Raw genomic sequence first — 26,285 nt, 5'->3', positions numbered from 1 at the left:
TATAGTTTCTCGCCGATTTCTTATACCTCTTATTCGGGAACTTCGTGATAATTCCATCTGTTGAGTATTCGCGAAATTACTTAGTTATCCTGCCCTTTTAATTCAATAAAAACGGCAGCTGATCCTCTGACCCTCTGATCGGCTGAAAAACTGATCAAGAAACCCTGTCACATTTTTTGCAGTCTGAAGCGTTATATATATATTAATGCAATCAGGATGCAGGGAGACTTGAACATTGAAACTAAACAAACTGAAACTAAAAAAATATTATATCCTCGTTATTTTATCGCTAATGGTCTGCTTGTCTACTCTTCTTACGTATAAAACTATGTCTAAGCTGGAAATCACCAGTGTTGACGGATACAAGATCACAACAGATGCCTATGTTCTGAATCCGGATCATGAATTTATGCTTGCTAAAGACGTAGCTGAGCAGGTTCTTAATGCCCGTATCGGCTGGGAGAAGCAGAATCCACTTCCCGAGGGCATTTACTACAAAGATCAGGTGGCGGTACTCATGTACCATCATCTCACAGAAGAATCGTTATCGCTTTATCCCGGTGTATTATCTGCAGAACAGTTTGATGAACAAATGCGGCTGCTGAAGCAGGAGGGCTTTCAGGTCATTACGATGGAGCAATACCGGCAGTTTATGCTGGAGAATGCTCCGGTTCCCGATAATGCAGTTCTGCTGACTTTTGATGATGGTTATGAGAGCTTTTATAAGCTGGCGTTTCCTATTCTGCAAAAGCATGGCTACACCGCAATTAACTTCATCATTGTTTCTGATGTTGATAACCCGGATGGGCGGAAGGTACCAAAACTGACCTGGGAGCAGATGAGGGAGATGAAACGTGCCGGAATGGGCTTCTATAATCATACGTACAATCTGCATTATTATGGCGTTGTCGATGCAGAAGGAGGTACCCGTCCGTCGGCGATTGCCTTGCTGTACATTGATGATGAGAACCGCAATGAGCTGAATGAAGAATACTACAGAAGGGTAACCGGGGACCTGGCTCTGGCGGAACGCAGGCTAAAGGAAGAGCTAGGCAATACGGATTCAGCTATTGCTTTTCCCTACGGTTCCTATAATGAAAGGCTGCTGGATGCGAGCGATTCACTCGGAATCAAATTGAAATTCAATACCCGGGAGGGCTTAAGCTCCAGAACGACTCTGAACGCACCGCGGATTAACGAAGGGGACGAAACCCTTACCGCGACTTTATCCATAGAACAACTGAAGGATACTGAGCCGCTGATGGAGTTGACTGTGAATTCCAGAAAGGTGCCTCTTATCGGGACTCAGCCGCAGTTGAGGAATGGGAAATTGATGGTTCCGTTAGGCCCGCTAAGCAGATCACTGGGGATAGAGATGCATTACGACCGCCGCAGCCGGACATTGAAACTGACACACAGCAGCTTGAACAAGACTTGAGTGATAACTCAAATTTCGCACCATAGATATCAGAGGGAATAACTGGTTTTGACTGTCTCAAAGCCCAGCGTGGTGCGGATCTTCCTGGCAAAGATGTCGTCTACCGTTTATTAAATACAAACTCCCTTTTCTTGGTGTCGCTTTTTGCAGACCTTAGTCTTTGCATCGTGCGCGATGTTGAATCTCTCGTTTCCTCGAATCGGGTGCGAGTATTCATTTTGGACGATTGTGTTCAGCGGTTACTTGGCGGTGGAATACGAACGGCATCAAGCGAGTGATAATCGGACGCATGTAGGACTCATTTACCCACGTGGCTGAAATCGTCAGATTCATAAAAAATAAGTATTAGACTGCCGCTGTTGTTGTTCAATTATCGTGTCCCGTTAGTTTAATCATATCAACTCTGAGATAAACATTGGTGTAGCTCCATCCTCTGTATTAAAGGCAAATTTATTATAGAAGTCCACTGCATGAGGATAAGAAATTAATACCTTTGTTTTACACCCTTTATATCTATCAAGCATTATATTCATCATTTCCTTACCTATACCTATACTCTGAAAACTCGGATTAATAAGCATATAATGAAAATATACCGTTAAAACACCATCTGACAAAGCATTTATTAAACCGACAAGCTTTCCTCCTTCCCAAGCGGTAACAATTGAATGAGACCCTCCGATTGCTTGTAAAAGTTCGTTTGGATACTTGCCAGACTCCCATTCTACCGAAAGAAATAACTCTTGGAGTGCATCCTTAGTGATATCCTCTTTGCTTGAAGCGTAATAAATACTCACCCCTATACCTTCCTTTCATAAAACTAACTACGGCACACATCTGTTTTAAACTCCCATATTTCGATGGTTTTGCAATCCTTACGAAGCCATAAAATAATACCGACAAAGCAATTTCGGATTTATCAAAGTGAATAATCACTTTATTTACCTCAATATACTATTAAAAATATGTATAGAAAATGGATTAACTGCAGTGGAATTTGTATTTATTCACATTAGAGAATTCATGCGAATACTTTTTTCACTTAAGCATACTATTCCTAAGACTTATAGCGTTAATCTGCCAGTTAGCTAAATAGATAACATTGAACTATAGTTAAATATTTAGCTAATCGGCGAAGTATAACGTTCTTGTCCTCAGCCTGGGGCAAGAAACGTGCTTCCTTAATCAAAAAAAGCCGCTAAAATTAGCGACTTTTAATCAAATAATTTTCTTTTCCTAAACCCTTTCCTTTGTATTTAATCTAACATGTGCGTTTCTTAATGAACAGTTGTATCTGATAATCCCACTGCAATATTCCAGTCACAATAATGTTATGAAGAACAAAATCTGGACACACATCGTATTCCGTCTTTGCCCTTTCAAGTAAATTTTGTAATACAGCATTCTTATTCTCTTCGGTACAGTTTGCACACAGATAGTCCCCTTCTGGTAGCACAGTTAACCCCTCTAAAGACGGATATTTCAAGCAAACAGCAAATAACCGTGTTATTCCTTCAGTCGTGAACATTCCCGCCATATCTTCAAACAGAAATTGTGAATGCAGAGAAGTCTCAATTTGTTGATAGAAATGTCTGTGATAGTCCCATAAATTCTTAAGTGTGGGGCTTTCCATTTTATTCGAAAGCATAATTACCCTTTCCTCTATGTTTCTAACAAAGTAATTTTCACTTTGACTATAACCGTTGTGGAACTTATTTTCATAATGTAGATAGGCACGTTTAATTTTCGATTTTGCATACTGCAGACGAGCAATTTTATCGTCTGCTCTTTTTTCTGCCTGTTTTAGAAATTCAATTACTTTAGAGAGATCATTCTGCTGCAATATATCTTTAATATCCATTAAAGTAAGATCCATTGCTTTGAGCAGTTCAATGGTTTGCAGCTTTACGAGCTCCTGCTCGGAATAGTATCGATATCCCGACAATTCATCTTTATGGCATGGCTTGACTAATCCAATACGATCATAGTGCCGCAAGGTCTCACTGGTCGTCTCTACGATCTCTGCTGCTTGCTTAATTGTAAAATAGTTGTTCATATCTACCCTCTTGACCTTTTTGTAACACAAAAGTTTATGATGATTAAAACATATGCGACTGATAAACGCAATGAAATACAAAAATGGATTTATTACTTTTTCAAGATCATTATGTTCAACTCTAATACTTTGTTGCATATAGCAATTTTTTTTGCAGAGCAGCTTAGGATTGGTATTCGTAGGACTGGCTATATTAAAAAGAAAAATGATTTAACAAAGGAGCATTTTATAATGAAAAGTACTGCAAAAAAATTACTAACTACTATAGGCATATTGGTGACACTATTGATAGCATTGGCAGGATGCTCCTCCCACTCCACTTCCATGGAAGAAAAAAATTACATCATCCCTGCCCAAAAGATTGATACCTTAACAATTGATGTAAAGGACAAAAAAATAACTATCCTCCAATCTAAAGATGAACAAATTCATATTGTTTACTATGAAAGTGAGAAAGATTTTTACAAGATTGATCTATCTGATGATAAAGAACTGTCAATGGTAAGTGACAGTAATAAGGAATGGAATGACTATATCGGAGGAAAAGGCTCGCAAGTAACCAGAACTATTCAGGTATGGATACCTGACGCAACTTTAAAAAATTTGACTTTAAAAACATCGAATGAAAGTATTGTATTACCAACAATCGCGTTTTTGGGGACAGTGGAAGTAAACATAAATAACGGAAATATCCAATTGGACAAATTGAATGTAGGGACGGCTATAACCCTTGAAACAAAAAACGGAAATATTAGCGGTTCAATTCTAGGGTCATATGATGATTTCGCGATCTTAAGCAATGTAAAGAAAGGAGATAGCAATTTGCCTGCCAATAAAGAGAATGGTTCAAAAAAATTATCTGCTTATACAAATAACGGCGATATTACCTTACAATTTTCTGAGTAGCCAGTAGTTAAATATTAGCGCGTATGAAGTCAGATACAATATTGAAAGGGATAACCCCTGTTTCACTTTTGAAACTTCTGGTCCTACCTCTTCGACTATTCCACCGGCCTATAACCGATAAAATATCCGTCTTGTAATGGAAAATCACCTTGATAAAGTTGTTGATCCGACCCGTAAATCGATTATCTTATGATGTACCCGAAGGCCAAAATATATAAGCTTGATAGTGAATTCCATCAAAATAAGGTATAAGCCGCATTACAGCGGCTTATACCTTCATGATTTTGTTTGACTGTTTTGAACCATCCTTTGTAACTCAATGTATCCGATGCATATAAAAAGTACTACTATCGATATAATTAATATAATACCGTATATTGGATATTCAAACTATCCTGCCAGTTAGCTTAATGAAGCATCGTCAGTCTAATCGGTTTTCATCTGTTTCATTTAAGGTTTCATTTAAGATCAACGAATTGGGATACGATTTAAGAAATGTTGATTCATCTACTTTTAAAAAAAACTCGCCTTCAAAAATTAGTTGATTCGTATTAGGCCCGATTTGATCTAAATTTCTTGCTATCTCCGATTCCTTAAAGATACTTTGTTTATCTGCTCGCAAGAACATGCCATGAGGTGTATATAGTTGACTATAATACCCTTTTGCGATTTTTGATTCTACGGATTCTACGTTTTTTACTGATTCTACGGATTCTACGGATTTTACGTTATTTGTTGAAAAATTAGTGTTAACAGGATTTTCAACTGTCTTATTTACGGTTTCCATTTCTGGATAGGTGTCTGCTTTTGAATTTGATATTAATGCCACTCCTGAAATAATAGTCACTGCAAAGGCTATTAAATATATTTTTTTAAACATATTATCCCGCCCTTTCTATACCAATAAATTATTTCCTACTTTAAAACATTATATTCACTTAAATGTTGAACGAATGGATAAGGTCCGTAAAGGAAAATATTAAACTATAAAATGTATTATTTTCCTTATTTTATTATACTACCTTTTAAAGTGCATGTGAACATCAGTTTACTATAATATTAATTTCCTTACGCAATAATCTCCAATTCTCCTCTATGTAATATTATGTTCTAATAAGTCTTTTAATGTGTAGTCTACATGGACACAGATCAATCCACTTACAAAGAGTAGCCGAAGTATGGTGAACAGTAATGATGGTTATATTCCTAAAAACTTGGTTATTAAATTCCAAAATCTAAATGTATAGTTTAGTATTTGGCATTGTATTAAAGTTACTGCAAACAAATCAAGAAATTTCACCCTAAATAACTTGAACTCATAAATTGGAGAAGCGCTAACTTTAATCTACACTTCACATCTTTAATGTCACTGGACAAGGATGAAACAGAATTTTTGGCACAAAAGCTCTCTTTTGCCAAACGCATCACCGGCACCGGCTATCCGTTTGAAAAGGATTCTTATCGGGCGCTCATTCTGGAGGAAATCCAGCGAGACTACGACCCGACCCAAGCAGTGTCGGACGACAAATTGCTGCTATGACTGTCGCTGGCGACCGTCGTCCGCAGCTTGTGATCCCCTGATCCTACCGGAGTGTGGCGAAAACACGGCTACTGCTATCCCTGGAGCCGAGCTAATGTTGGTGGACGGTATTGGACACAACATTCCGCGGCAACTGTACAAAGTAATCGCTGATGGCATAGAGCGAACGGCTCATCGCAATTGATACGTGCTTCCTGAATAGTAATCAGCCGGAGTCCTGCGGCGTCCAATAGGACTGAGTAGACCCAGGGGCAGGGTTGTTAATCAGTATAATACAAGCGGTACTCTTGGAACAGTTGTTATACCAGATCCATATCATCAATTAATTAGGCTTCCTAATATAGACTCCATTTAAACGTATATGTGGTATCGATCGAAAAAGCGCCGGTTTCACGATAACATCATGAGCCGGCGCTTTTTTTCGTGGAGATTTTCCAAACAGAAGATGATCAGATTCAGAATCGAATTATTCAAGTAATCGTCACGATAGTTGAAAAAATTATTGAAGAGCAGGTGCTTCGGTATCCTGTCCTTTGTTAAACTATTCTCCCTCTATGAGGAATCACTTTTCTCTTGAATGCTCGTAATATCTTAGGTTTCTGATTTTATTCGTTCAGTGCAGACGACTTCATGGTGGAATCAAGTTGAAATCGAAGAAAATGTTGGGACGAGGAAAAGCGCAAATGAACATCTCCTTAACCACAGTCTGAAGAAAGTGGTTACCTAGGAAAAGTATGGTTGCACTTATGGATCTCCTCATTCCTTCATTCAACCTGTCCATGAGGTGGAGGTCAGATATGCTGCCCGACAGGATCTTCGTCCGTATGATAGTTTCGTTCCGACTCATCCGTGCTTCAGTTGTCTGTATCTCACTGTTTTGGTTCGAACGCTAATGAACTACTGTTTCGTTATGCTACCGTACTTAAAACATTGAATTGAGGGATATCCTGCCCGTTAGTTTAATAAAAAGAACGCTCCCGCTCCTTCGCTTGGGCTGCGTCCTCCTCATTATATTCCATTTCCAATTACCTATTAAAGAACGTACGCGGGTAGCACACCATCAACATATTAACAAAATTAAATATCCTCGTCGAATAACCAGTTTAAATCAACATTAAATTCTTTCCTTAATTCTTTTAGAGTTTCGGCAGAGGGTTTAGTCTTTCCCTGCTCAATTTCACTAAGTCGGCCTTGTGAGATCATCTTCCCCCATATAAAAAAAAGATAAAGCCGCCCTGTATTTTCAGGACGGCTCTAGATGTCATTGTTGCTGTTCCACGCTCATTTTTGTCTTAAGCTTTTCAAAACACAACTTTATTGCAATTTTGTTACTCAAAACAATACTTTAATGTTCAGAACAACAAATTAATGTAATTAGTCAATCTATACTTTTATATCACCAATCCTACTCCACAGTAACACTCTTCGCCAAGTTACGTGGTTTATCCACATCATGACCCAGCGCAAGAGAAGCATAATAGGACAATAATTGCAGAGGCACTACGGACAAAGCTGCTGTCAGCATTGGAAGTGTTTTAGGAATCACGAACACTTGATCAACTGATCTAAGCAGGTCAGTTAAATGCTCTTGGTGAGTGATTGCCAGCACGTCTGCGCCGCGAGCTTTCACTTCTTTGATGTTGCTGACGGTCTTCTCAAGTACAGCTTCCTGAGTTGCCAGGGCAATAACTGGAACGCCTTCTTCGATCAGAGCCAATGTACCGTGTTTCAATTCCCCTGCAGCATAAGCTTCGGAGTGAATATAAGAAATTTCTTTCAGCTTCAAGGATCCTTCTTGAGCAACAGCGTAGTCTACGCCGCGGCCGATGAAGAACAAGTTTTTGTGCTCAGAAATTTGTTCAGCATAACCTTTGATCGCTTCTTTTTGAGCTAGGATCTCTTCGACTTGTTCTGGCAGAGATTGCATAGCTGCAAGAATCTTAGTAACTTGTGCTTCGGTTTGTGTACCACGAACTTCAGCCAAGTAAAGAGCAAACAATCCAAATGCGATCAATTGTGAAGTGTAAGCTTTGGTCGAAGCTACTGCAATTTCTGGACCTGCCAAGGTTACCAACACATCATTTGCTTCGCGAGCGATAGAACTGCCCACAACGTTAGTGATCGCCAATACATGTGCCCCGTTAGCTTGTGCTTCACGCAGAGCTGCCAAAGTATCTGCAGTCTCACCGGATTGGCTGACTACGATAACCAAAGTTTCTGGAGTCACGATTGGTGAACGGTAACGATATTCCGAAGCGATATCATTCTCAACCGGAATACGAACCAAAGATTCGATCATAGTACGTCCTACCACACCAGCGTTGTATGCCGTTCCGCAAGCAACGACTTGAATGTTACGAATGTTCTTGATTTGTTCTTCAGTCATGTTCAGTTCAGGCAATACAACCTTGTTACCTTCGGCATTGATACGACCACGCATGGTGTCGCGGTAAGCCTTAGGTTGCTCGTGTATTTCTTTCAGCATGAAATGCTCGTAGCCGCCTTTTTCTGCGGTAACTGCATCCCAATCGACAGTAATCATTTCCCGAGAAATAAAATTGCCTTCAATCGTCATCAATTCGACAGCATCTCTTGTCAGCACAGCCATTTCGCCGTCGTTCAAAATATATACGTTACGGGTATATTCAAGCAGTGCCGGAATATCTGACCCGATAAAATTTTCTCCTTCGCCAAGACCGATAATGAGCGGGCTAGCTTGACGCACAGCCACCAGTTTATCTGGCTCATATTCAGTCAGGACACCTAATGCAAACGCACCGCGCATGAACGTAATCGCTTTTTGTACAGCCTTCACGATATCTCCGTCATATTCGCGAGCAATCAGATGTGAAATAACTTCTGTATCGGTTTCAGAGACAAAGTGGCATCCGCCAGCGATCAGCTCTTCTTTCAGATCCAGATAGTTTTCGACAATACCGTTATGAACTACCGAGAACTTCATGCTGTTATCCGTATGTGGATGTGAATTCTCATCGGATGGTTTACCGTGAGTCGCCCAGCGTGTGTGTCCGATACCTGCGCTACCTGCCAGCGGGCTGTCTTCGAGCTTCGACTGCAGATTCGCCAAACGGCCTTGAGCTTTCACTACTTGCAGTCCTTCTTGGGTGAATACAGCAATACCAGCGGAATCATATCCACGATATTCCAATTTCTTCAAACCCTCAACCAAGATCCCCTGCGAATTCTGATTACCAATATATCCTACAATACCACACATTATAATTTCCCCCGTCCGAGTTATCGTAATGTGGCGGCATAAGGAAAGAAACGTGCCGTGCGGCATGTTTTTGAGAAAAAGCAAATATTCTGTTGTATTTTAGGATCAACAAAATAAACTGTCACTTACATTCTAATGTTCATGAAATGCACAGCCTTCTCCTCTGCCGTGGCAGAAATAACGTGTTTCCTTCTGATGCGCGCACACATGAATAATATAATTTGTTGCACCCATGAAAACGTTGTGTGAAAGGTCGCCCTTTCATTTTCCGTATCCATTTACGGCTCTGGTGCATCACCGGGAGGTCCCCGCCGAACATTTCGAACACCTCCACCTCGTCAGCTTACGTCTGCCGTGATCCGTTCAAGCCATAGCCTACATAACAAGTAAGCAGCTTTCCCTTCTCCCCCGCGCTAGACCAAGCTCTGGCGCTTGCTATTGCTAACCTCACAATCCCCGCTTTCCTTCTAGAATGACACTTAATCTATTATATGCACCTTGTAGTACTTTGGCAATGGCGCACCAACCTAAATTTTACAAAACCAGTTCAAACGATCCAATCCTAAAATAAAATAACACTGGTGCAACGAGTCCGAATCGCTCTCGCTCACTGCACCAGCCTTATAGTTAAGGTAATGGATTATACCAATTCGCGTTGAACTACTTCCACAATTTGATTCACATAAAGATCTAAATCTGCCTTATCCGGTCCCTCTGCCATAACGCGGATTAGAGATTCCGTACCTGACGGACGTACAAGCACACGGCCATTGTCGCCTAGTTTGCCTTCTACTTCTGCGATAGCCGCTTCTATAGCCGGGTTATTAGGGTAGTTAGTCTTATCCTGTACACGAACATTAACCAGCACCTGCGGGTATTTAGTCATCATACTCTTAACTTCGCTAAGCTGTTTGCCTGTAGCCTTAAGCGTGTCTACCAGCTGAATAGCTGTAAGAATACCATCACCAGTTGTATTGTAATCCAGGAAAATAACATGTCCAGACTGTTCTCCGCCTAGATTAAAGCCCCCACGACGCATTTCTTCCATAACATAACGATCCCCTACAGCTGTCTTAGCAGTATTCAGGGATAATTTCTCGGTAGCTTTATAGAATCCGATGTTACTCATAACGGTTGATACAATCGTGCTATCCTTCAGCTTACCTGCACGGTTCATGGCATCACCACAAATACAAAGGATAAAGTCACCATCGACTTCATCACCGTTATTATCAATAGCGATCAGGCGGTCAGCATCTCCGTCAAAAGCAAGTCCCAAATCGGCTCCTTGACGCAAGACTTCTTCACGCAAAGTCTCTGGATGTGTCGAACCAAATCCATCATTAATATTCAATCCATCTGGCTCAGCCCCGATAGAAATAACCTCAGCGCCAAGCTCTCTGAACAGTCTTGGAGCAAGCTCATACGCTGCGCCATGCGCACAGTCCAGTACAACCTTGATTCCTTTAAAGTCCTGAGAAATGGTGGTTTTCAAATACTCCAGATAAAGATACTTAGCATCATTATCTACGGTAACCATACCTAAACCCGAACCGATAGGACGTGGCAATTCATCTACCTCAGCATCCATAAGCTCTTCAATGCGCAGTTCAGTTTCATCTGTAAGCTTGAAGCCGTCCCCACCAAAGAACTTAATGCCGTTATCCTCTACAGGATTGTGAGAAGCTGAAATCATGACGCCTGCGTCTGCTTTTAACAATCTCGTAATATAAGCAACAGCAGGGGTACTCACTACGCCTATACGGATTACATCGGCTCCAATAGACAATAAGCCCGCTATCAGCGCGGATTCCAATAAAGGACCGGAAATACGTGTATCCATTCCGATAACAACCTTCGGTTTATCCAAGTTACCCGCTAGTACATATCCTCCACAACGGCCAATACTATAAGCCATTTCTGCAGTCAATTCACGGTTTGCTACTCCCCGCACACCGTCAGTTCCAAAATACTTCCCCATTATTTTTCTCCTTTGAATACGCTACGTTAGCTTAATGTACTATCATATGAATTGCATACTATTTTGGTGTACCTCTGGGCTCAAAAGATTACGTCCCGCCTGTACCTACAGGATTCTCGGAATTCGTACTTGTGTTAGCTGTGCCGTTATTCTCCGGATTGCTATCCGTCGGGACAGGCGTTGGTGTTGCTCCACCAGCCTCTCCACTATGCGTGGGCTTCTCCGTAGGTTCCACATCGCCTATAACAGGTTCAGAACTCGGTTCAGGAGTAGTTACACTCCCCGTATCTGGATGAGGCGTAGGGACTGGTGCTGCAGGCGATAGCAGTTGCACGGTCACAGTAAGTGGCACCCCTGCATTGGCTAGTGCGATGAACTTGGGTAATGATACCCGCAAAGAAACCTCGTGAGTTCCAGCTGAAAGTCCGCTAACATCAGCCACAACCCCTATATTTTTCTTATCAAGTTGATCAAGTAAAGCAGGTGCACCCTTTAAGGTAAGCGCAATTTCCTTGCTTGAAGGATTAACGATACTTCCTTCCAATTCATCCCCCACGCCTTGAAGCTTGATAGGTACCGCCTCAATCGTCCGCTCAGCAATTTCTGAGATGGTTAATGAAACGTTTACGGCTTCGGGCATAACTTTCTCCGTTCCAGCCGGAGCCTTCAGATCCACCTTTACTTGTTTCGTCCCCGCAGAATCTATTGCACTAAGGTCGACTGTAGCTTCATAAGCAGATAAAGCTTTTAAAGCCTCTGCTTGTCCATACACTACGACCGTTTCCTGCTCAGGGGTCACTTTGGATAATACGAGTGAATCTGGAAGTTGCCCAGTAAAGCCAATCTCCAGCGGCACACTCTTAAAAGGTAAGGTAATCGGCAATTCCACTGATACAGTAGAAGGCTCAATTACAGCATTTTTAATTTCATTTCCATTATTATCATAAGCGTGTAGCTTCAGCTTTTTTTCTACAAAGGTTTCGTTCTCACCGTTAAGCTCAATAGTCCCTTGTATCTTGGCTACCTTGCTTAGTTCATTATCCGCAAGTGTCACTTTTACAGTATCTGTAGGCTGCAAGACAGGCGTGCCTATTTGATAACCCGCTGCAGGTTTTCCCTTTGTAACCAATGTTATGGGAAAAGACTTCGTGTTTCGCGGTTCTACATGTACAGTAACCTCTTTAGGATTCATTCTTACCAGAGATACACCTTTGGGTAGTTTATAGTAAAGTGGCAACGTGGTGTCCCCAGGTTCAACCTTACTCAGATCAAGCATCACTTTATAGTCATCCGAGAACTGAAAGGAGATATCGGAATTTTTACCCGCTACCTCCAGACTGACACTATCGACAGCCAAGGGTTCAAGGACATATTTGTCCTCGTCAAGGCCGGTCACTTCAATCTTCACATTCTCAATAGTTTTTGTTTTAATATCCACTGTTGTCTGTCCAGAAGGCGCAGTATCGACATGAACCATCGTAAACAAAATGATCCCAAACACAAGGGCTAGAATCTTATTGAAATTGTTATTGTTCATCCACTTATCCATGATTCTTGTCCCCCTTCCGTTTCCAGAAAGTTGAACCCTTCTCCTTCAGCGATGAACTTACACTAAGCTCTTGATGGAGCTTCGATATCATGGATTCTTCCTTAATGTCTCTAACGATCTGGCCATTGATGGCAAGGGAAATCTGCCCTGTCTCCTCCGAGACAATGACAGACACCGAGTCTGCAACCTCACTTATTCCTATAGCAGCCCGATGCCGGGTTCCCAGTTCTTTGCTGATAAAAGGATTCTCGGACAAAGGCAAGTAACAAGCAGCCGCAGCAATCTGATTTCCCTGCATAATAAGGGCTCCGTCATGCAGAGGTGTATTGGGAATAAAGATGTTAATAAGCAATTCGGAGCTTACCAGGGAACGCATGGGTATACCTGACTCTGTATATTCGTTTAGCCCCGTCTCCCGCTCAAAAACGATTAACGCCCCTATTTTTCTGCGAGATAAATAATTCACGGCTTTAATCACTTCGCCGATTAACTTACTGATCTCTTCGTCACTTTCTCCAGCCCGTCCGAAAAATCTGCCCCGTCCAAGCTGCTCCAGTCCCCTTCGTAGTTCCGGCTGAAAAATGATAAAGACAGCTAAGACCCCGAAAGTAAACATTTGATTCATTAGCCATTTAAGTGTATACAAGTCCAAGATTGTGCTTACCGCCCAAATCAAGACCAGAACCAGTATCCCTTTTAAAAGCTGAATCGCCCGCGTCCCGCGTACCATATTAAGCACTTTATAAATAATGTAACTGACGATTAGGATATCAATTATATCTTTAATGGAATCTTTCCATGTTAGCTCAGTAAAATAACTCATTGCCTAAAACCCCCGTCATTTCAAATTAGCTGGGTTTATGTAAAATGTCTGTTAGCTCTGTATCATATCTAGGTTATAACGTTCGGGCTTCAGTTGCAAGTTTAGTCCCTCAATCCTTTCCGAAACCACCCAATTTAAGGAAACAAAAAAGCGCCATCTTTCCGGAAAAAGAGGCGCTAATTAATATTCCTGCTCAAGGTAACCACTGCCCGCATTAACGGTAGGCAACTTCAGAGAACATGTTCGTCACTTTATACCAGAACCAGCTTACTGCCTGGTCTATGCTTTTGACTTGCCCAGAAATATGAGCTGTTGAAGCCTGATATAGAGATCCGTCAATGACTGTCACGTTGCCGTTCACTTCTCCATATACCTGTGCTTTACCGTTCTCTATGGTAAGGTCCCCGGTAATTATTTTGCCGGAAGGTACAATTACAGTATCCCCTTTGATGACCACTTGATCCAAATCAACACCTCTAACTACAAGTTGTCGGTCTGGACTCCAAAAAGTTACGGTGCTCATCAGCATAACGACAAGGAATAGAGATGCCGCTGTAAGTGCAGGGTGTCTCTTGATCCAGGTAATAAAGGCTTTTTCTTTCTTAGTCTTTGGCAATGAACTCATTATCCGGCTCACAAGATCATCTGAAGCTACAGGATTCTGATGCATTAGGGAGAACATCAACATATCTGTCTGTTCCAATTCTTTAAACTTTGCACGGCAATCTGGACAGGATAGAAGATGCTCCTTCAATTCCCTCTGCTGCTGTTCGGGCAAGTCGTCATCCAAGTAGTCATGCATCATAGAGACGGCCAGTTTGCATTCCATAGGAGCCAATCCTTTCATGAGTGCTATTTAATTATCCTAAGACAAAGGGTCAGGACACATAAGACTTGCTTAACTTACATACGTCGCTCTCGAAAAGATGTTTCATAAATAAAATCTATTTTTACATTTTTGGGCCTAATTTTTTACGCAAAAATTCACGGCCTCGATGTACACGCGTCTTAATCGTGGTCACGGGCATATCCAGGACATCACTAATCTCCTGAAGGGACAGATCCTGCAGGTATCTCAGAATCATCACCGACCTGTATTTCACAGGCAGACTGTCAATCGCTTCATAGATTAGCCCCTGCGTCTCAGAGAGCAATAGTTCGGTCTCAGGTGTCACATTGTCGCTCGGAATCAACGAATAGCCATCAAGGCCCTCCTGATCGTTCATTTCAGCATCCAGTGAATAGGTTGGTTTTCGTTTACGCAATCTATCAATACAGAGGTTCGTTCCAATCCGGTAAATCCATGTGGAGAACTTCTGTTTATCATCATAACGATCCAAATTCCTATACACACGCAAAAAGGTCTCCTGAACAATATCCTCCGCCTCATGGCGATTGTTCAACATCCTGTAAGCTAAATGATATATTTTGTCTTTATATAGTTCCACAAGCTCGGCAAATGCCCTTTGGTCGCCCTTCAAGGCGAGCTTTGTCAATCTGCCTTCCAAATTCTCCACCTGTTAACTCCCCCAGACTTGCCGCCCTTGGTATTTCTTCGCAAATATCCACGGTACAAGCAATTAAATCGTAATTCAAGTTTGTGTAAAAATCAAGGATTGTATTGTAACCTTCTATGTAAACTGAGTTAATTTTTAGGAATAAAACACGGTGTGAATACGATAGCATTCCAAAGAATGTTGGACTTTCGGTCGCTGTTATCCTCTGATTTCCTGATTAGAAACCGCATATAGCGGTCGAAATCTGAGGATAAAGGCGAACGCTGGCGCTCCTACAGTTCCAAATATTCTCTACGCTGCTCCATCACCGAAGTAATAAGTGCCACGTTATTTACCTACGTTTACAACTCGGTTACTTGGGTAGGGCAATAAAGAACTATCGGGTATGACTCTCCAATATTTAGAAACAAGTAATGTTCACAGCAGCAATATACAGTTTATGATCACAACACTTGTATTAGGCAAAAAAAGTCCGCCCCAAATAGGGCGGACTTTTTGTTGTTAAGACTATATCAGCCGGTATTCCGAAGACCGGCGGCAATGCCGTTGATGGTAAGCAATACTTCGCGAAGCAGCTCGCTATCATCTCCATCAATTTCACGGAGCGCTCTAAGCTCAGATAGCAATTGAACCTGCAGGTAGCTAAGCGGATCAACGTATGGATTGCGGAGTCTGATCGACTCTTGAATCACAGGAACGTTATCCAGAATATCCTGCTGGCCTGTAATCTTCAGGATCAGCTCAGAGGTCAGATTAAATTCATCTTCAATCTGGCCAAAGATCCGTTGACGTGCTTCCTCGTTCTTGCCCATGCTGGCGTATTCCTTAGCAATGATCAAGTCCGCTTTTGAAATAGCCATTTGCAGCGTATCTATCAGTGTAGTAAAGAATGAGAAGTTCTCATACATATGTTGCATTATCTTCAGATTCTCTTCCTTACCCTCATAGAAACTCTGCAGTCCGGTTCCAGCAGCGTACCAGGCTGGGAGCAAATAACGGCTTTGTGTCCATGCAAATACCCAAGGAATTGCACGCAGATCTTCAAAACGGTCGCTGTTCTTCCGTTTGGAAGGACGGGAACCGATATTAAGCTCTCCAACCTCAGGCAGAGGTGTTGATTCTTTGAAATAAGTCAGGAAATCCGGATCACGGAAGATCAAATCCTGATATTTGTTCAGCGAGACCTCAGAAATACGGGCAACAATCTCTTCCCATTTCTCTTCATAAAGATCCGCTTGTGGCACTCTCGCACTAATTGCTGCTGTTACAAGCGCAGATGTCGCTTGCTCCAGACTGCGGTAAGCAATTCCTTGCATGGAGTAACGGGAGGAGATTACTTCTCCCTGCTCGGTAATCTTAATCCCGCCGCCAATTGTCGAAGCAGGCTGAGCAAGAATACTGCGGTTAAGTGGCATACCCCCGCGGCCGAGCGCTCCACCACGACCATGGAAGAACTTCAGCTTGATTCCGAACTTATCCGCTGTCGCTGTAATTTCTTTTAGGGCAACACGCAGTTCCCAGTTAGCAGTAACCACGCCGCCATCTTTATTACTATCTGAATATCCAAGCATGATTTCCTGCAAATCATTCATTGCTCTTACCGCATCACGGTAGATCGGCATATTGAGCAGTGTGTTCATAATTTGCGGTGCTTCATGCAAGTCATCAATCGTTTCAAAAAGTGGCACAGCTTGCAGGGTACATACAACTGTACCGTCGTTATCCTTGCGGAATAGTCCTACCTCTTTGGCGAAGACCATAACCTCCAGAATATCACTCGCAGCTTCAGCCATACTGATCAGATAACTGGTGATACATTGTTTGCCGTACTCTTCCTGCGATGCGAAGATCGTCCGGTAAACCGCCAGACACTCCTCTGTACTTTCAGTATACGTCTGGTAAGAAGAGGTCAACGGACGTGGATCATTCAGCAATTTCTCCAGCAGATCAATCTTCTCGATCTCCGTCAACTTAGAGTAGTCCGGCGAAATGTTCATCTTCGCCAAAATTTCTGTCATGGCATTCTCATGTTCTTGACTGTGTTGACGCACGTCAAGAGTTGCCGTATGGAATCCGAACAGCTCCACTTGGCGGATTAGCTTTTTAATATAAGTATCGGCCACATAGTCGGCGTAGTGATGCCGTAGACTGCGGTCAATGACATTCAAATCATCTATGAACTCCTCAGGTGTAGCATAACGCTCAGGAGTATCTTTTTTCTCATCATCTAAAACATTTTGTGTCTTAGAGATCATGTAGCTAAGCTTGATACGGTAAGGTTCATTGTCATTGCGCCATTCTTCCATCTTGCCTAGGTTAATGATCTGACGATCAGCTTCGATGGATTCTACTAGCTCAGGCGTCACTTTAACAATACTTGTGCTAAAGCTTAGATATTTCATGAGTTCACGCATAATACGCTGATATTCACGAATGGCCAGCTTACGCTGCATGCGTAAAGTCTGCGCAGTGACTGTTGAGGTTACCGAAGGGTTACCATCACGGTCTCCGCCAATCCATGATCCAAAACGCAAGTAGGTTGGCACATGCCAATTCTGTCCTGGATAATATTTGCTCAGACAGCGTTCAAGCTCTTGATACACGTCAGGCAATACATGGAAAATCGTCTCATGAAAATAGTACATTCCATTACGCACTTCATCGAGTACTGTAGGCTTGCGGTCACGCAGCTCATCCGTTTGCCAAAGCGTAATCACTTCATTCAATAACTTCTCGCGAAGCTGTTCACGTTCACGGAAAGTTAAAGTAGGGTTATCAAGACCCATAACATCATCGGATATCCGTTTATGAATATCGAGAATCGCACGGCGCATAGCTTCCGTTGGATGTGCCGTCATTACAAGTTCCAGAGACAATCCTTCAATAATCTCGTTGACTTCCTCATGAGAGAAATCACGTTCACGAAGCTCTTGAATAGCGCTTTCTATAGAACCGGGTTGTACTGTCTCCCCAGCTGAACGTTCATAGTCACGTTTACGGCGAATCCGGTGGTTCTGTTCGGCAATATTCACCAATTGAAAATAAATGGCGAACGCTCTTATTACCTGATGACGGTTCTCCGGATCCAAAGAATTGATTAACTCCTTAAATTCACTATGCAGTTCAGGTAAAAATAGTGAGCGTAGCGATTTACTGGTCTCGCGGATCTTCTCCACGATCTCTAGCAGTTCGTTACCGCCTTGGTGAACCAAGACCTCTCCTAAAATGTTCCCCAAGAACCGTACGTCCCGTCGCAGCAGATTGTTAGAGTTGCTTTTGCTGACGGTAGTCGTAAGTTCGGTCATGCTGCTCCCCCCATTCTCTTCCGGATCAATGTGTTAAGTTTGTCTGTCTAAATATCGTCTATTAAAGCTTCCTCATATCATACAATAAAACCGTTTGAAAATCTGCAACTTTTTTGTGCTGTAAAGCGACACAGCACCTAAGATTATACACCAATTTCTGAATTTATACAGTCCTTATATTTTATGTATTCTTTCATATATATAATGGCTCTATCGTATATTCTCTATGTATGCTTATATTCGGATTGTACGGAGCTGATCAATGAACAGTCCAATTAAAGGAGAATAATGGCGATCACGGTTATACGAATAATAAATATGTCTTTCAAAATTATAATCCGGAATGGCTCGCATTAGCAATCTTCCTCTGGCTACCTCGTCCTCCACAGCAAGGCGTGAAATAAATGAAACATGTTGTCCACTCATGAGCGATTGCTTAATTGCCTCCAGTGAATCGAGCAAAATATGCGGTTTTGATTCTTTTCCCTCTCGTTCAAACCATTTATCCGTCAACTGGCGTGTGCTTGATTCCTTGTCATGTAAAATAAAGCTCGCTGAAGCAATCATCGCTGAGTTTAAATTAGAAAATCCGGCAAAATCATGTGTAGGTGCAAAAACAAGGACAAGCTCATCCTCACATAAGGCTTGAGTATGCAGATCAGGCAGATAAAAAGATTCCGTAGACAAAATACCAAGATCAATCTCATGACTGGCAAGCATTTCTTTGATCACCGGTGAAGGCTTAACCGATAAAGAAATGGTAATCCCCGGATGCTGTTCGCCAAACTGCCCCAATATTTGTGGAAGAATATAAGTAGCTGGAACATAACTGGCGCCAATTTTCAGTGTCCCCCGACCTGCCTGACTGAACTCTTTTACCACCCGCTCCGCTTCCGCAGCAAGCGCATTGATTTTGATCGCATAATGAAGAAAAGCTTTGCCACTCTCCGTAAGAATCATTTTATCCATTCTGGATTCAAATAACTTCTCCCCCAATTGCTGCTCTAAATTCTTCAAATGATACGTAACGGTGGGCTGCTTTAGTCCGAGTTTATCTGCTACCGTGGTAATTTTTTTATGTTTATTCAGCAGTTCTACAATTTCCAGCTTCATTAGATTAAGGTTCATTCTCTTCCACTCCCTCGCCTTTTCCTAAACGGTAACATAGAAGAATTCTATGAATGTTAAAATAAATCGGCAAAAAAGTTAATATCACAGTTACATTCAGCAAATATAGCGGGAATTCTTTACCTTTACACTAAGAACAAGCTTAAGAACAGGCAGGTAGATAGAATGAAGGAAATTACAATCCACAGATTGGAAAAGAAATTCGGAGATGTGCATGCCTTGAAGGCTGCAGATCTGAAGATTCCCGCTGGAAGCTTTACGACATTACTCGGTCCTTCAGGTTGTGGAAAGACGACACTACTCCGTCTGATTGCTGGGCTGGAAACACCGGATGCAGGAGAAATTCTGATCGATGATGAGTTTATTTTTTCAGGCAGCAAAAGAATTAGCCACCCCATTCATCGCCGTAACTTTGGCATGGTTTTTCAAGATTTCGCCCTCTGGCCGCATCTGACTGTGTTCGAGAATGTAGCCTTCGGACTTCGAGCTTCCAAACAAAAAAAGAATTTACGGGTTCGGGTACAGGAGGCGCTTCGATCGGTCAAGCTGGAGGGGCTGGAGCTGCGTTTTCCACATCAGCTGTCCGGTGGACAACAGCAGCGGGTTGCTTTTGCCAGAGCCGTAGTCATGCGCCCTCAGCTTGTATTATTCGATGAACCATTAAGTGCGCTGGATGCGGTCCTGCGAGATGAAATGAGGCTGGAGTTAATCTCCTTGGTAAAAAACATGGGCATTACAGCCCTGTATGTGACGCATGATCAAACCGAGGCGATGTCTATGTCAGATGAAGTAGTTGTAATGCAAGGTGGCACTATTTTACAGAGTGGATCTCCTGAGGACATTTATCGTAAACCGAGTCATCCTTTTGTAGCCCACTTTATTGGAAAATCCAACTGGATCGTTCCGGATAAACAGATGCTGCGTCCAGAACATTTACGCTGGTCTCAGGAGAATGCTTCCTCTCTTCCTTTTACAGGGACTATTCAGCATGTGAGTTATATGGGGGATCGCTATGAGATCATTCTGGACATGGAGCACAATGGGACTTGGACCGCTTATCATGAGCGGCGCCTACCTGTAGGGGAAAAGATCCAGCTGTACGCTTCAGAGCACCAAATCCATCATCTGAATTAAGCGTCCACTGCATGGAATGGCTCTATATGATGCTGTTCCATGCAGCAAGATGCACACAACAATATTAGGGAGGCAATAACATTGAATCAAATGAAAAAGACAAAAGGGTTAAGTTCACTTCTTCTAACAACTTCACTTGGTATTACTTTAGTGGGCTGCGGCTCCTCGAACACCCCTGCGGCTAACGCAAGCAACAACCAAACCGATACTGCGGCGGCGACGCAAACTGAAGCCCCACAACCAACAGAAAAGACACTAAGCGGCAATCTTGTCGTTTACAGTGCAGGCCCTGAAGGTTTAGCCAATAAAATCAAAGACGGGTTTGAAGCCAAAACCGGCGTTAAGGTTGAAATGTTCCAAGGCACTACAGGAAAAATACTTGCCCGCATGGAAGCAGAAAAATCCAACCCGGTCGTTGATGTTGTTGTCCTCGCCTCTCTTCCGTCCATGCAAGGAATGAAAAACGACGGATTATTACTTCCATATAAAGAAGCGATTAATGCAGACAAGCTGGTTAGCGATTGGTCAGATATAGATGAAGGTAACTATTTCAGTTACAGTGCATCCGCACTCGGTATTGTCTACAATACCAAAAAAGTAAGCTCACCGCCGACCTCCTGGGATGACCTCAGCAAAGCGGAATGGAAGGGTGCAGTCAATATCCCCGATCCTTCACTTTCCGGCTCGGCTCTTGATTTCATGACTGGGTATTTAAGTGCTAAGGGGGACAGTGGCTGGGATCTTTTTAAACAATATAAAAGCAATGAAGTAGCTATGGCAGGCGCCAATCAAGAGGCACTTGATCCGGTGATTACCGGTGCTAAATCCGTCGTTGCTGCTGGCGTAGATTACATGGCTTATAAAGCAAAAGCTGACGGAGAACCTGTAGATATCGTCTATCCTGCTGAAGGAACAGTGATCAGCCCCCGCCCAGCTGCGATCATTAAGACAAGCCCAAATGTAGATAACGCTAAGGCTTTTATCGACTACCTTCTCTCCGATGAAGCGCAAGCCCTTGTTGCCAAAGCCTATTTGCTGCCAGGCAGAACTGACGTGAAGGCAGAAAATCGTGCCAATCTTGAAGAAATCAAAACATTTGATGTGAATTGGGAATGGATGAATGAGCACAGCGATGAAGTTTCCTCGACCTTCACACAAATTTTTAAATAAGCGTAATGAATACTAACTCTTTGCGCTCATTTAAATGGGTGAGCGGTGGACTGGCTTTATTTATACTAACCGTGCTCGTGCTGCTGCCACTCCTGCTCATTTTCTGGACCAGTATTTATCCAGAGGGGCATCTCGACATAGCCGCACCACTACGAACCATTATGGCGAGCAATGACCTAGTAGAGGTGCTGCTGAATTCTATCGGGCTTGGGGTAAGCGTTATTCTGCTAACTACGTTGTTTGCGCTGCCTCTAGCCTGGATTATGGCAAAAACCGACTTAGGGCGCCACAACTGGCTGGATGTCGTGCTGTTAATTCCATTTATGACGCCGCCTTACATTGGTTCTATGGGCTGGATGTTGTTTATGCAGACGGGTGGGTATATGGAGCAGTTTCTGCCCTCCTCCTCCGTGTTGACACCGTATTTCTTTAGTTATGGGGGTATGGTGCTGATCATGAGCCTTCATCTGTTCCCTTTCTTGTATTTGCTGCTGCGCAATGCGCTTTTGCAGATCGGGGGCAATCTGGAGGAAGCAGCCTCGGTTCACGGCGCCCCCTTCTTTTACAGATTTAAAAGAGTGATTATTCCTTTACTGCTCTCTAGCTATGGGCTTGGAGCACTGCTCATCTTCGTCAAAACAATTGCTGAATTCGGTACCCCTGCGACCTTTGGCCGCAGGATCGGCTTTTACGTGCTGACCTCTGAGATCCATAAATATATCTCCAGTTGGCCGATTGATTTTGGTAAGGCTACTTCACTAGCCTCCTTGCTGCTCGGAGTTTGTCTTGTCATGTGGTACATCCAAACTATAATTAGCAGCCGCTACTCTTACCGTCTGATCGGTGGAAAAGGAACTCGTACTAAACGTTATAAGAGTACAGGCATCGTAGGGTTTCTTAGCTGGGGTTATGTTCTTCTATTGCTTCTGGCATCCATCGGCATTCCTTATTTCTCTATCATAACAGCCTCATTATTGAAGCTTCGGGGAGAAGGTGTATCCTGGAGCAATCTAACCTTAAAACATTATGCAGAGCTGTTATCCCCGGGTTCGCAAGGACTTGAGGCCTTATTAAATAGCTTCACATTAGCTATCGTTGCTTCCAGTATCGCTGTTATTCTGGGGACTTGGTTTGCCTTAACGGTAGGAAAAGGGGCTACATTCAAGCAGAAAATTACAGATTTATTCAGCTTGCTTCCAAATACAGTCCCTGGAATTGTAATTGTAGTAGGGCTAATTCTGCTGTGGAATGCCCGCTGGATGCCTATCCCGCTCTATAATACCTACTGGATGGTTGTACTGACTTATGTCGTACTTTTCCTTCCTTATACTGTTCAGTATGTAAAAGCAAGCTATGGGCAAATCGATTCCTCTCTGATGCAAGCGGGACAAGTATTCGGAGGTAGTAAGCTGTATGTGTTCCGCCGTATCCTGCTTCCCCTCATCCTTCCGGGGATGGTGGCTGGCTGGATGATGACCTTCACCATTTCCAATCGGGAACTGGTAGCCTCATTACTCATTCTTCCGCCTTCAATGCAGACCTCGGCAACCTATATTTTTGCCCAGTTTGAACAAGGTGCGGTAGCGATGGGGATGGCCATGGCTGTAATTTCAGTAGGTATCACCACCATACTACTATTAGTCTTAGAATATTTAAGCCCAGATAGAAAGCGGAGACAACAATGAGCAGACTAACGATTTGGGGAGGGGCCGGAGAACATGGCCGTTCCTCCTATCTTTTGCAGGGCAAGGATTCACGAAATGGCATCCTGCTCGATTGTGGCGTAAAAAAAGAAGGCCCAGGGGAATACCCCCTACTTGATAAGGATATTATTCCACATTTGCAGGCAGTATTTCTGTCTCATGCTCATGAGGATCATTCCATAGCGCTGCCCTTACTTTATAAACACGGATACAGAGGTAAGGTATGGACTACTAGATCCACCTCATTACAGCTTCCTGATTATTTCGAGGCCTGGGATAAATATGTGGCGGCTCAATCCGCCCCGCTCCCCTATGAGGAAACGGATAAAGAAGCTATTCAATTCAAGTATTTAGAGGAGCATGTCTCCCCTCAAACTTGGCTGACGCTTGCGCCTAACCTTCGAGTTCAATGGGGACGTAGCGGGCATTTAGCAGGTTCGGTTTGGCTGGTTATCCAATGGGACGGAAAATTCATATATTTCTCGGGGGATTATACAGAGGAGTCGCAGCTGCTCACGGCAGACACCCCAGCAATTATGGAAGCCGAAGCTAAAAATGTGGCTGATCTGTCCATTATCGATGCCGCTTATGGGGCTGATCCTGATGAGCAGCTTGTAAAATTACAGCAATTAGAGATAGCCATCCATAACACCTTGCAAAAAGGGGGCTCAGTCCTCCTTCCTGTGCCTATCCATGGCAGAAGCCAGGAATTGGTCGTATGGGCAAATGAATGTTTTCCAGATCATCAATTGATCGTTGAAGAAGTACTCGTCGCTCCTTTACGAGCATTAAGCGACAAGGTGGAATGGCTGAAAGAGGACGCTATTCAGCGCGTAAATGCGCTTTTTAACAGAAAAAACTTGTGTGTTGTATCTAATTCGGACGAACGCGCGAAGGCAATGTTGAATCTTAAGGGAGCTATCGTATTCACCAATGACGGGATGATGCAGTCAGCAAAAGCACAAGAATACTTTCAGCAACTCTCTGTTTCTCCTGACAACCATGTGATTTTTACGGGACATTTAGCGGCCGGAAGCTTTGGACATCGTCTTGTTGAGCAAGCTATGATCGGAGAATCTAGCAGCGTACGCTGTACAGTCTCACTTATCCGCTATAAAGTCCATCAAGGTTTGCCGGACATTCGCAAAATGCTCCAAACGATTCCCAGCCACCGGACAGTGCTCGTCCATGCTCCCAAACCACATATCGACCAAGTAGCTTCTATATTAAAAGGAGAAGGTTTCACAGGACTATATTCTTTACAACCCGGCAGCACGCTTTCGTTCTGAAACTTATTTATGTAATATCATGAGAAAAACAATGGGGCTCTTCCTTAGGTCTTTTTCAGACTTTTTGGAACAGCCCTTTTTATAATTCGTACCTATTATCCACTTACCCTTTCGTCGTGCCCGGGCGATCCTTAAAAGCTAGCTCAAACAACCCGGTTGCAGATAAGCCTGCAAGACCCCCAGCCCAAAGGCGAAGCACTAAATCAAGTTCAGTAAAAGGATACGCTACTACGCCGATGAACAAACCTATCAATAGTCCGATAATCGGTACTGCATTACGCGGGATGTTGATACTATTTTTGACCAACTGAACCAGTGCCAGTACGAATACTGCTAATATAGAGGCGAACGCCATAACATCATCTAAAATTGTTCCAGTTTCCATCCTTTTCCCTCCTTAGTGGCTACTTATAATCTCAACCGTTCGAGTCGCAGAATCATAACCTACCTGAGCACCCAGCGCTTCTGCAATAACACGTACAGGGACGTAGGTGATGCCTTTTTCAAGCACTCCATCTGCAACCTTAACCCCGTTAACCTTTACGACAGCAATAACATCACTCTTCAATTCTTCCTCCTCCTTCCGATTGATGACCTTATACGCTGACTCCACCGCAGATGTTGAGGGCTTTGTCCCTGCTCGTAACTGTGTGAGTGTTAACCCAAACGCCATTTGAAAATGGGGGTAATCCTTGAAGCTTGTCCAGTCGCCACCCCACTCGAAGCCCAGCCCTTTTGCCTCCTTCACAACCTCCTGCCAATCTGCGATCTGGTTGTTATTGCCGTCCCGGCACATATCCCATGACACACTCGATCCATTCGGCAGCAAAAGAACAAAATCTACGGCCAATCCAAAATTGTGATAGCTATACCCGCCTCGCGCATTGGTTACAATCGCTCCGGGCTTGGTGCGGCCTTGTGCATATAGAGCATCCTGCTCGGCAATTGTGCGAAGTCCCTGCGTAATGAGAATGGGGATGTTGAGTTTGTAACAGCGTTCGATTAGAGCAGTAGCAGCGGAACGGACTACGGGATGTAGGCCTGTTAGGCGTTTACTTGATTTTTCTTTGATTTGGGACAAAGTGAGCATCTATACCCCTCCTTTAAATAAAAAGGCAATAATAGCAAAGATAGTTCCCGCCAGAACGTATTTAAGTAAATCGATAAACACTTTTCGTTCGCTCTTGCTGTCCGTCTGGGATTGTTGCAATAGCTGGAACACACGTGAGTCCAAAGTATCCCAACGCCGCATAATCTCGTTGAATTGAATTTTCATTTCTATCGTTGATTGTTTAATTTGCTTCACATCTTCCTCATGACGTGATTGTTTTTCTTTTAATAATACAAGCTCATTGTTAAAACTTAGATATTCTGTTTCAAATCTAAAGATCTCGTCTTGGATGACTACTAGTCTATTTTCAACATCTTCTAAACGGTGCTCAATGGGCGCTGCTTCAGCATCGCCTCCTCCTGAGTTCACTCCCACAATGGTCATATAACAGCCCCCT

Annotated in this window: 22 protein-coding genes; 7 read left to right on the top strand and 15 right to left on the bottom strand. The window is 43.1% G+C overall.

Translation table 11 applies throughout. From position 1 onward, the window contains the following. Window positions 1-235: 235 nt before the first annotated feature. Window positions 236-1,438, top strand: coding sequence for a polysaccharide deacetylase family protein (locus MHH63_RS00700; RefSeq protein WP_341171115.1), 1,203 nt, complete (start codon window positions 236-238; stop codon window positions 1,436-1,438). A 392-nt stretch (window positions 1,439-1,830) separates the two neighbouring features. Here the strand turns inward: MHH63_RS00700 and MHH63_RS00695 are convergent, their stop codons facing one another. After that, a complete protein-coding gene (locus tag MHH63_RS00695; protein WP_280753577.1) occupies window positions 1,831-2,235 on the bottom strand; it encodes a GNAT family N-acetyltransferase in 405 nt (134 codons plus the stop codon). Between the two features lie 464 nt (window positions 2,236-2,699). Continuing rightward, window positions 2,700-3,494, bottom strand: coding sequence for a MerR family transcriptional regulator (locus MHH63_RS00690; protein WP_076129790.1), 795 nt, complete (start codon window positions 3,492-3,494; stop codon window positions 2,700-2,702). Window positions 3,495-3,530: 36 nt separating this feature from the next. Here MHH63_RS00690 and MHH63_RS00685 point away from each other — a divergent pair, with 36 nt between their 5' ends. Continuing rightward, the gene (locus MHH63_RS00685; RefSeq protein ID WP_341171114.1) at window positions 3,531-4,400 is read left to right on the top strand and encodes a DUF4097 family beta strand repeat-containing protein; all 870 of its coding nucleotides are present in this window, start codon (window positions 3,531-3,533) and stop codon (window positions 4,398-4,400) included. A 421-nt stretch (window positions 4,401-4,821) separates the two neighbouring features. On the opposite strand, the gene MHH63_RS00675 is transcribed toward MHH63_RS00685, so the two are convergent. After that, the gene (locus MHH63_RS00675; RefSeq protein ID WP_341171113.1) at window positions 4,822-5,280 is read right to left on the bottom strand and encodes a hypothetical protein; all 459 of its coding nucleotides are present in this window, start codon (window positions 5,278-5,280) and stop codon (window positions 4,822-4,824) included. A 483-nt stretch (window positions 5,281-5,763) separates the two neighbouring features. On the opposite strand from MHH63_RS00675, the gene MHH63_RS00670 reads away from it, so the two are divergent. Beyond that, window positions 5,764-5,940, top strand: a complete 177-nt coding sequence (locus MHH63_RS00670) for a hypothetical protein (RefSeq protein WP_341171112.1) — start codon at window positions 5,764-5,766, stop codon at window positions 5,938-5,940. Window positions 5,941-7,017: 1,077 nt separating this feature from the next. Here the strand turns inward: MHH63_RS00670 and MHH63_RS28545 are convergent. From MHH63_RS28545 to MHH63_RS00630, 9 genes are all read right to left on the bottom strand, one after another. Continuing rightward, window positions 7,018-7,143, bottom strand: coding sequence for a helix-turn-helix domain-containing protein (locus MHH63_RS28545; RefSeq protein WP_081394076.1), 126 nt, complete (start codon window positions 7,141-7,143; stop codon window positions 7,018-7,020). Window positions 7,144-7,345: 202 nt separating this feature from the next. Beyond that, window positions 7,346-9,178 carry a glutamine--fructose-6-phosphate transaminase (isomerizing) gene (gene glmS, locus MHH63_RS00665; protein ID WP_076129781.1) on the bottom strand — a complete coding sequence of 611 codons (1,833 nt, stop codon included), beginning with the start codon at window positions 9,176-9,178 and terminating at the stop codon, window positions 7,346-7,348. Between the two features lie 640 nt (window positions 9,179-9,818). Next, on the bottom strand, window positions 9,819-11,159 hold the full coding sequence (glmM, locus tag MHH63_RS00660) for a phosphoglucosamine mutase (protein WP_340011420.1): 1,341 nt from the start codon (window positions 11,157-11,159) through the stop codon (window positions 9,819-9,821). An 88-nt stretch (window positions 11,160-11,247) separates the two neighbouring features. Beyond that, a complete protein-coding gene (locus MHH63_RS00655) occupies window positions 11,248-12,708 on the bottom strand; it encodes a CdaR family protein (RefSeq protein WP_341171111.1) in 1,461 nt (486 codons plus the stop codon). Then, the gene (cdaA, locus tag MHH63_RS00650) at window positions 12,701-13,531 is read right to left on the bottom strand and encodes a diadenylate cyclase CdaA (RefSeq protein ID WP_036681290.1); all 831 of its coding nucleotides are present in this window, start codon (window positions 13,529-13,531) and stop codon (window positions 12,701-12,703) included. Before cdaA ends, MHH63_RS00655 begins: the two co-directional genes overlap by 8 nt. A 214-nt stretch (window positions 13,532-13,745) precedes the next feature. Further along, complete coding sequence (locus MHH63_RS00645; protein ID WP_036681404.1) at window positions 13,746-14,360, bottom strand: zf-HC2 domain-containing protein; 615 nt, start codon at window positions 14,358-14,360, stop codon at window positions 13,746-13,748. 121 nt (window positions 14,361-14,481) lie between these two features. Then, entirely contained in the window at window positions 14,482-15,048 is a 567-nt protein-coding gene (sigW, locus tag MHH63_RS00640; protein ID WP_036681288.1) for an RNA polymerase sigma factor SigW, read from the bottom strand. 512 nt (window positions 15,049-15,560) lie between these two features. After that, on the bottom strand, window positions 15,561-18,353 hold the full coding sequence (gene ppc / locus MHH63_RS00635) for a phosphoenolpyruvate carboxylase (RefSeq protein WP_038573414.1): 2,793 nt from the start codon (window positions 18,351-18,353) through the stop codon (window positions 15,561-15,563). A gap of 234 nt (window positions 18,354-18,587) precedes the next feature. Continuing rightward, on the bottom strand, window positions 18,588-19,481 hold the full coding sequence (locus tag MHH63_RS00630; protein WP_076129777.1) for a LysR family transcriptional regulator: 894 nt from the start codon (window positions 19,479-19,481) through the stop codon (window positions 18,588-18,590). A 165-nt stretch (window positions 19,482-19,646) separates the two neighbouring features. Here MHH63_RS00630 and MHH63_RS00625 point away from each other — a divergent pair, with 165 nt between their 5' ends. The 4 genes from MHH63_RS00625 (at window position 19,647) to MHH63_RS00610 (ending at window position 24,777) form a co-directional block, all read left to right on the top strand. Next, window positions 19,647-20,615: an ABC transporter ATP-binding protein gene (locus tag MHH63_RS00625; protein ID WP_076219057.1), complete on the top strand. Its 969-nt coding sequence runs from the start codon at window positions 19,647-19,649 to the stop codon at window positions 20,613-20,615. Window positions 20,616-20,705: 90 nt separating this feature from the next. After that, window positions 20,706-21,785, top strand: coding sequence for an ABC transporter substrate-binding protein (locus tag MHH63_RS00620; protein ID WP_076280180.1), 1,080 nt, complete (start codon window positions 20,706-20,708; stop codon window positions 21,783-21,785). Between the two features lie 5 nt (window positions 21,786-21,790). Continuing rightward, window positions 21,791-23,470: an ABC transporter permease gene (locus MHH63_RS00615; protein ID WP_076274762.1), complete on the top strand. Its 1,680-nt coding sequence runs from the start codon at window positions 21,791-21,793 to the stop codon at window positions 23,468-23,470. Continuing rightward, complete coding sequence (locus tag MHH63_RS00610; RefSeq protein ID WP_076274761.1) at window positions 23,467-24,777, top strand: MBL fold metallo-hydrolase; 1,311 nt, start codon at window positions 23,467-23,469, stop codon at window positions 24,775-24,777. The genes MHH63_RS00615 and MHH63_RS00610 overlap by 4 nt, the downstream gene beginning before the upstream one ends. Window positions 24,778-24,880: 103 nt before the next feature. On the opposite strand, the gene MHH63_RS00605 is transcribed toward MHH63_RS00610, so the two are convergent. Genes MHH63_RS00605 through MHH63_RS00595 form a run of 3 tightly spaced genes read right to left on the bottom strand, consistent with a single transcriptional unit; the run spans window position 24,881 to window position 26,272 of the window. Further along, window positions 24,881-25,162, bottom strand: coding sequence for a holin (locus MHH63_RS00605; protein ID WP_076099882.1), 282 nt, complete (start codon window positions 25,160-25,162; stop codon window positions 24,881-24,883). A 12-nt stretch (window positions 25,163-25,174) separates the two neighbouring features. Beyond that, entirely contained in the window at window positions 25,175-25,867 is a 693-nt protein-coding gene (locus MHH63_RS00600; RefSeq protein ID WP_076129772.1) for a M15 family metallopeptidase, read from the bottom strand. After that, window positions 25,868-26,272 carry a hypothetical protein gene (locus MHH63_RS00595; RefSeq protein WP_076129771.1) on the bottom strand — a complete coding sequence of 135 codons (405 nt, stop codon included), beginning with the start codon at window positions 26,270-26,272 and terminating at the stop codon, window positions 25,868-25,870. Window positions 26,273-26,285: the final 13 nt, after the last annotated feature.

The organism is Paenibacillus sp. FSL H3-0310, assembly GCF_038002785.1.
GTDB lineage: Bacteria > Bacillota > Bacilli > Paenibacillales > Paenibacillaceae > Paenibacillus_AQ > Paenibacillus_AQ odorifer.
Note: the sequence above shows the minus strand (reverse complement) of the source record. Positions and strands in the feature narration are given on the sequence as shown.

Coding starts and splice junctions, on each gene's coding strand:
- MHH63_RS00690 (WP_076129790.1), bottom strand. CDS start 3,494: ATGAACAACTATTTTACAATTAAGCAAGCAGCAGAGATCGTAGAGACG.
- MHH63_RS00685 (WP_341171114.1), top strand. CDS start 3,531: ATGATGATTAAAACATATGCGACTGATAAACGCAATGAAATACAAAAA.
- MHH63_RS00675 (WP_341171113.1), bottom strand. CDS start 5,280: ATGTTTAAAAAAATATATTTAATAGCCTTTGCAGTGACTATTATTTCA.
- MHH63_RS00670 (WP_341171112.1), top strand. CDS start 5,764: ATGTCACTGGACAAGGATGAAACAGAATTTTTGGCACAAAAGCTCTCT.
- MHH63_RS28545 (WP_081394076.1), bottom strand. CDS start 7,143: ATGATCTCACAAGGCCGACTTAGTGAAATTGAGCAGGGAAAGACTAAA.
- glmS (WP_076129781.1), bottom strand. CDS start 9,178: ATGTGTGGTATTGTAGGATATATTGGTAATCAGAATTCGCAGGGGATC.
- glmM (WP_340011420.1), bottom strand. CDS start 11,159: ATGGGGAAGTATTTTGGAACTGACGGTGTGCGGGGAGTAGCAAACCGT.
- MHH63_RS00655 (WP_341171111.1), bottom strand. CDS start 12,708: ATGGATAAGTGGATGAACAATAACAATTTCAATAAGATTCTAGCCCTT.
- cdaA (WP_036681290.1), bottom strand. CDS start 13,531: ATGAGTTATTTTACTGAGCTAACATGGAAAGATTCCATTAAAGATATA.
- MHH63_RS00645 (WP_036681404.1), bottom strand. CDS start 14,360: ATGGAATGCAAACTGGCCGTCTCTATGATGCATGACTACTTGGATGAC.
- ppc (WP_038573414.1), bottom strand. CDS start 18,353: ATGACCGAACTTACGACTACCGTCAGCAAAAGCAACTCTAACAATCTG.
- MHH63_RS00630 (WP_076129777.1), bottom strand. CDS start 19,481: ATGAACCTTAATCTAATGAAGCTGGAAATTGTAGAACTGCTGAATAAA.
- MHH63_RS00625 (WP_076219057.1), top strand. CDS start 19,647: ATGAAGGAAATTACAATCCACAGATTGGAAAAGAAATTCGGAGATGTG.
- MHH63_RS00620 (WP_076280180.1), top strand. CDS start 20,706: ATGAAAAAGACAAAAGGGTTAAGTTCACTTCTTCTAACAACTTCACTT.
- MHH63_RS00615 (WP_076274762.1), top strand. CDS start 21,791: ATGAATACTAACTCTTTGCGCTCATTTAAATGGGTGAGCGGTGGACTG.
- MHH63_RS00610 (WP_076274761.1), top strand. CDS start 23,467: ATGAGCAGACTAACGATTTGGGGAGGGGCCGGAGAACATGGCCGTTCC.
- MHH63_RS00605 (WP_076099882.1), bottom strand. CDS start 25,162: ATGGAAACTGGAACAATTTTAGATGATGTTATGGCGTTCGCCTCTATA.
- MHH63_RS00600 (WP_076129772.1), bottom strand. CDS start 25,867: ATGCTCACTTTGTCCCAAATCAAAGAAAAATCAAGTAAACGCCTAACA.
- MHH63_RS00595 (WP_076129771.1), bottom strand. CDS start 26,272: ATGACCATTGTGGGAGTGAACTCAGGAGGAGGCGATGCTGAAGCAGCG.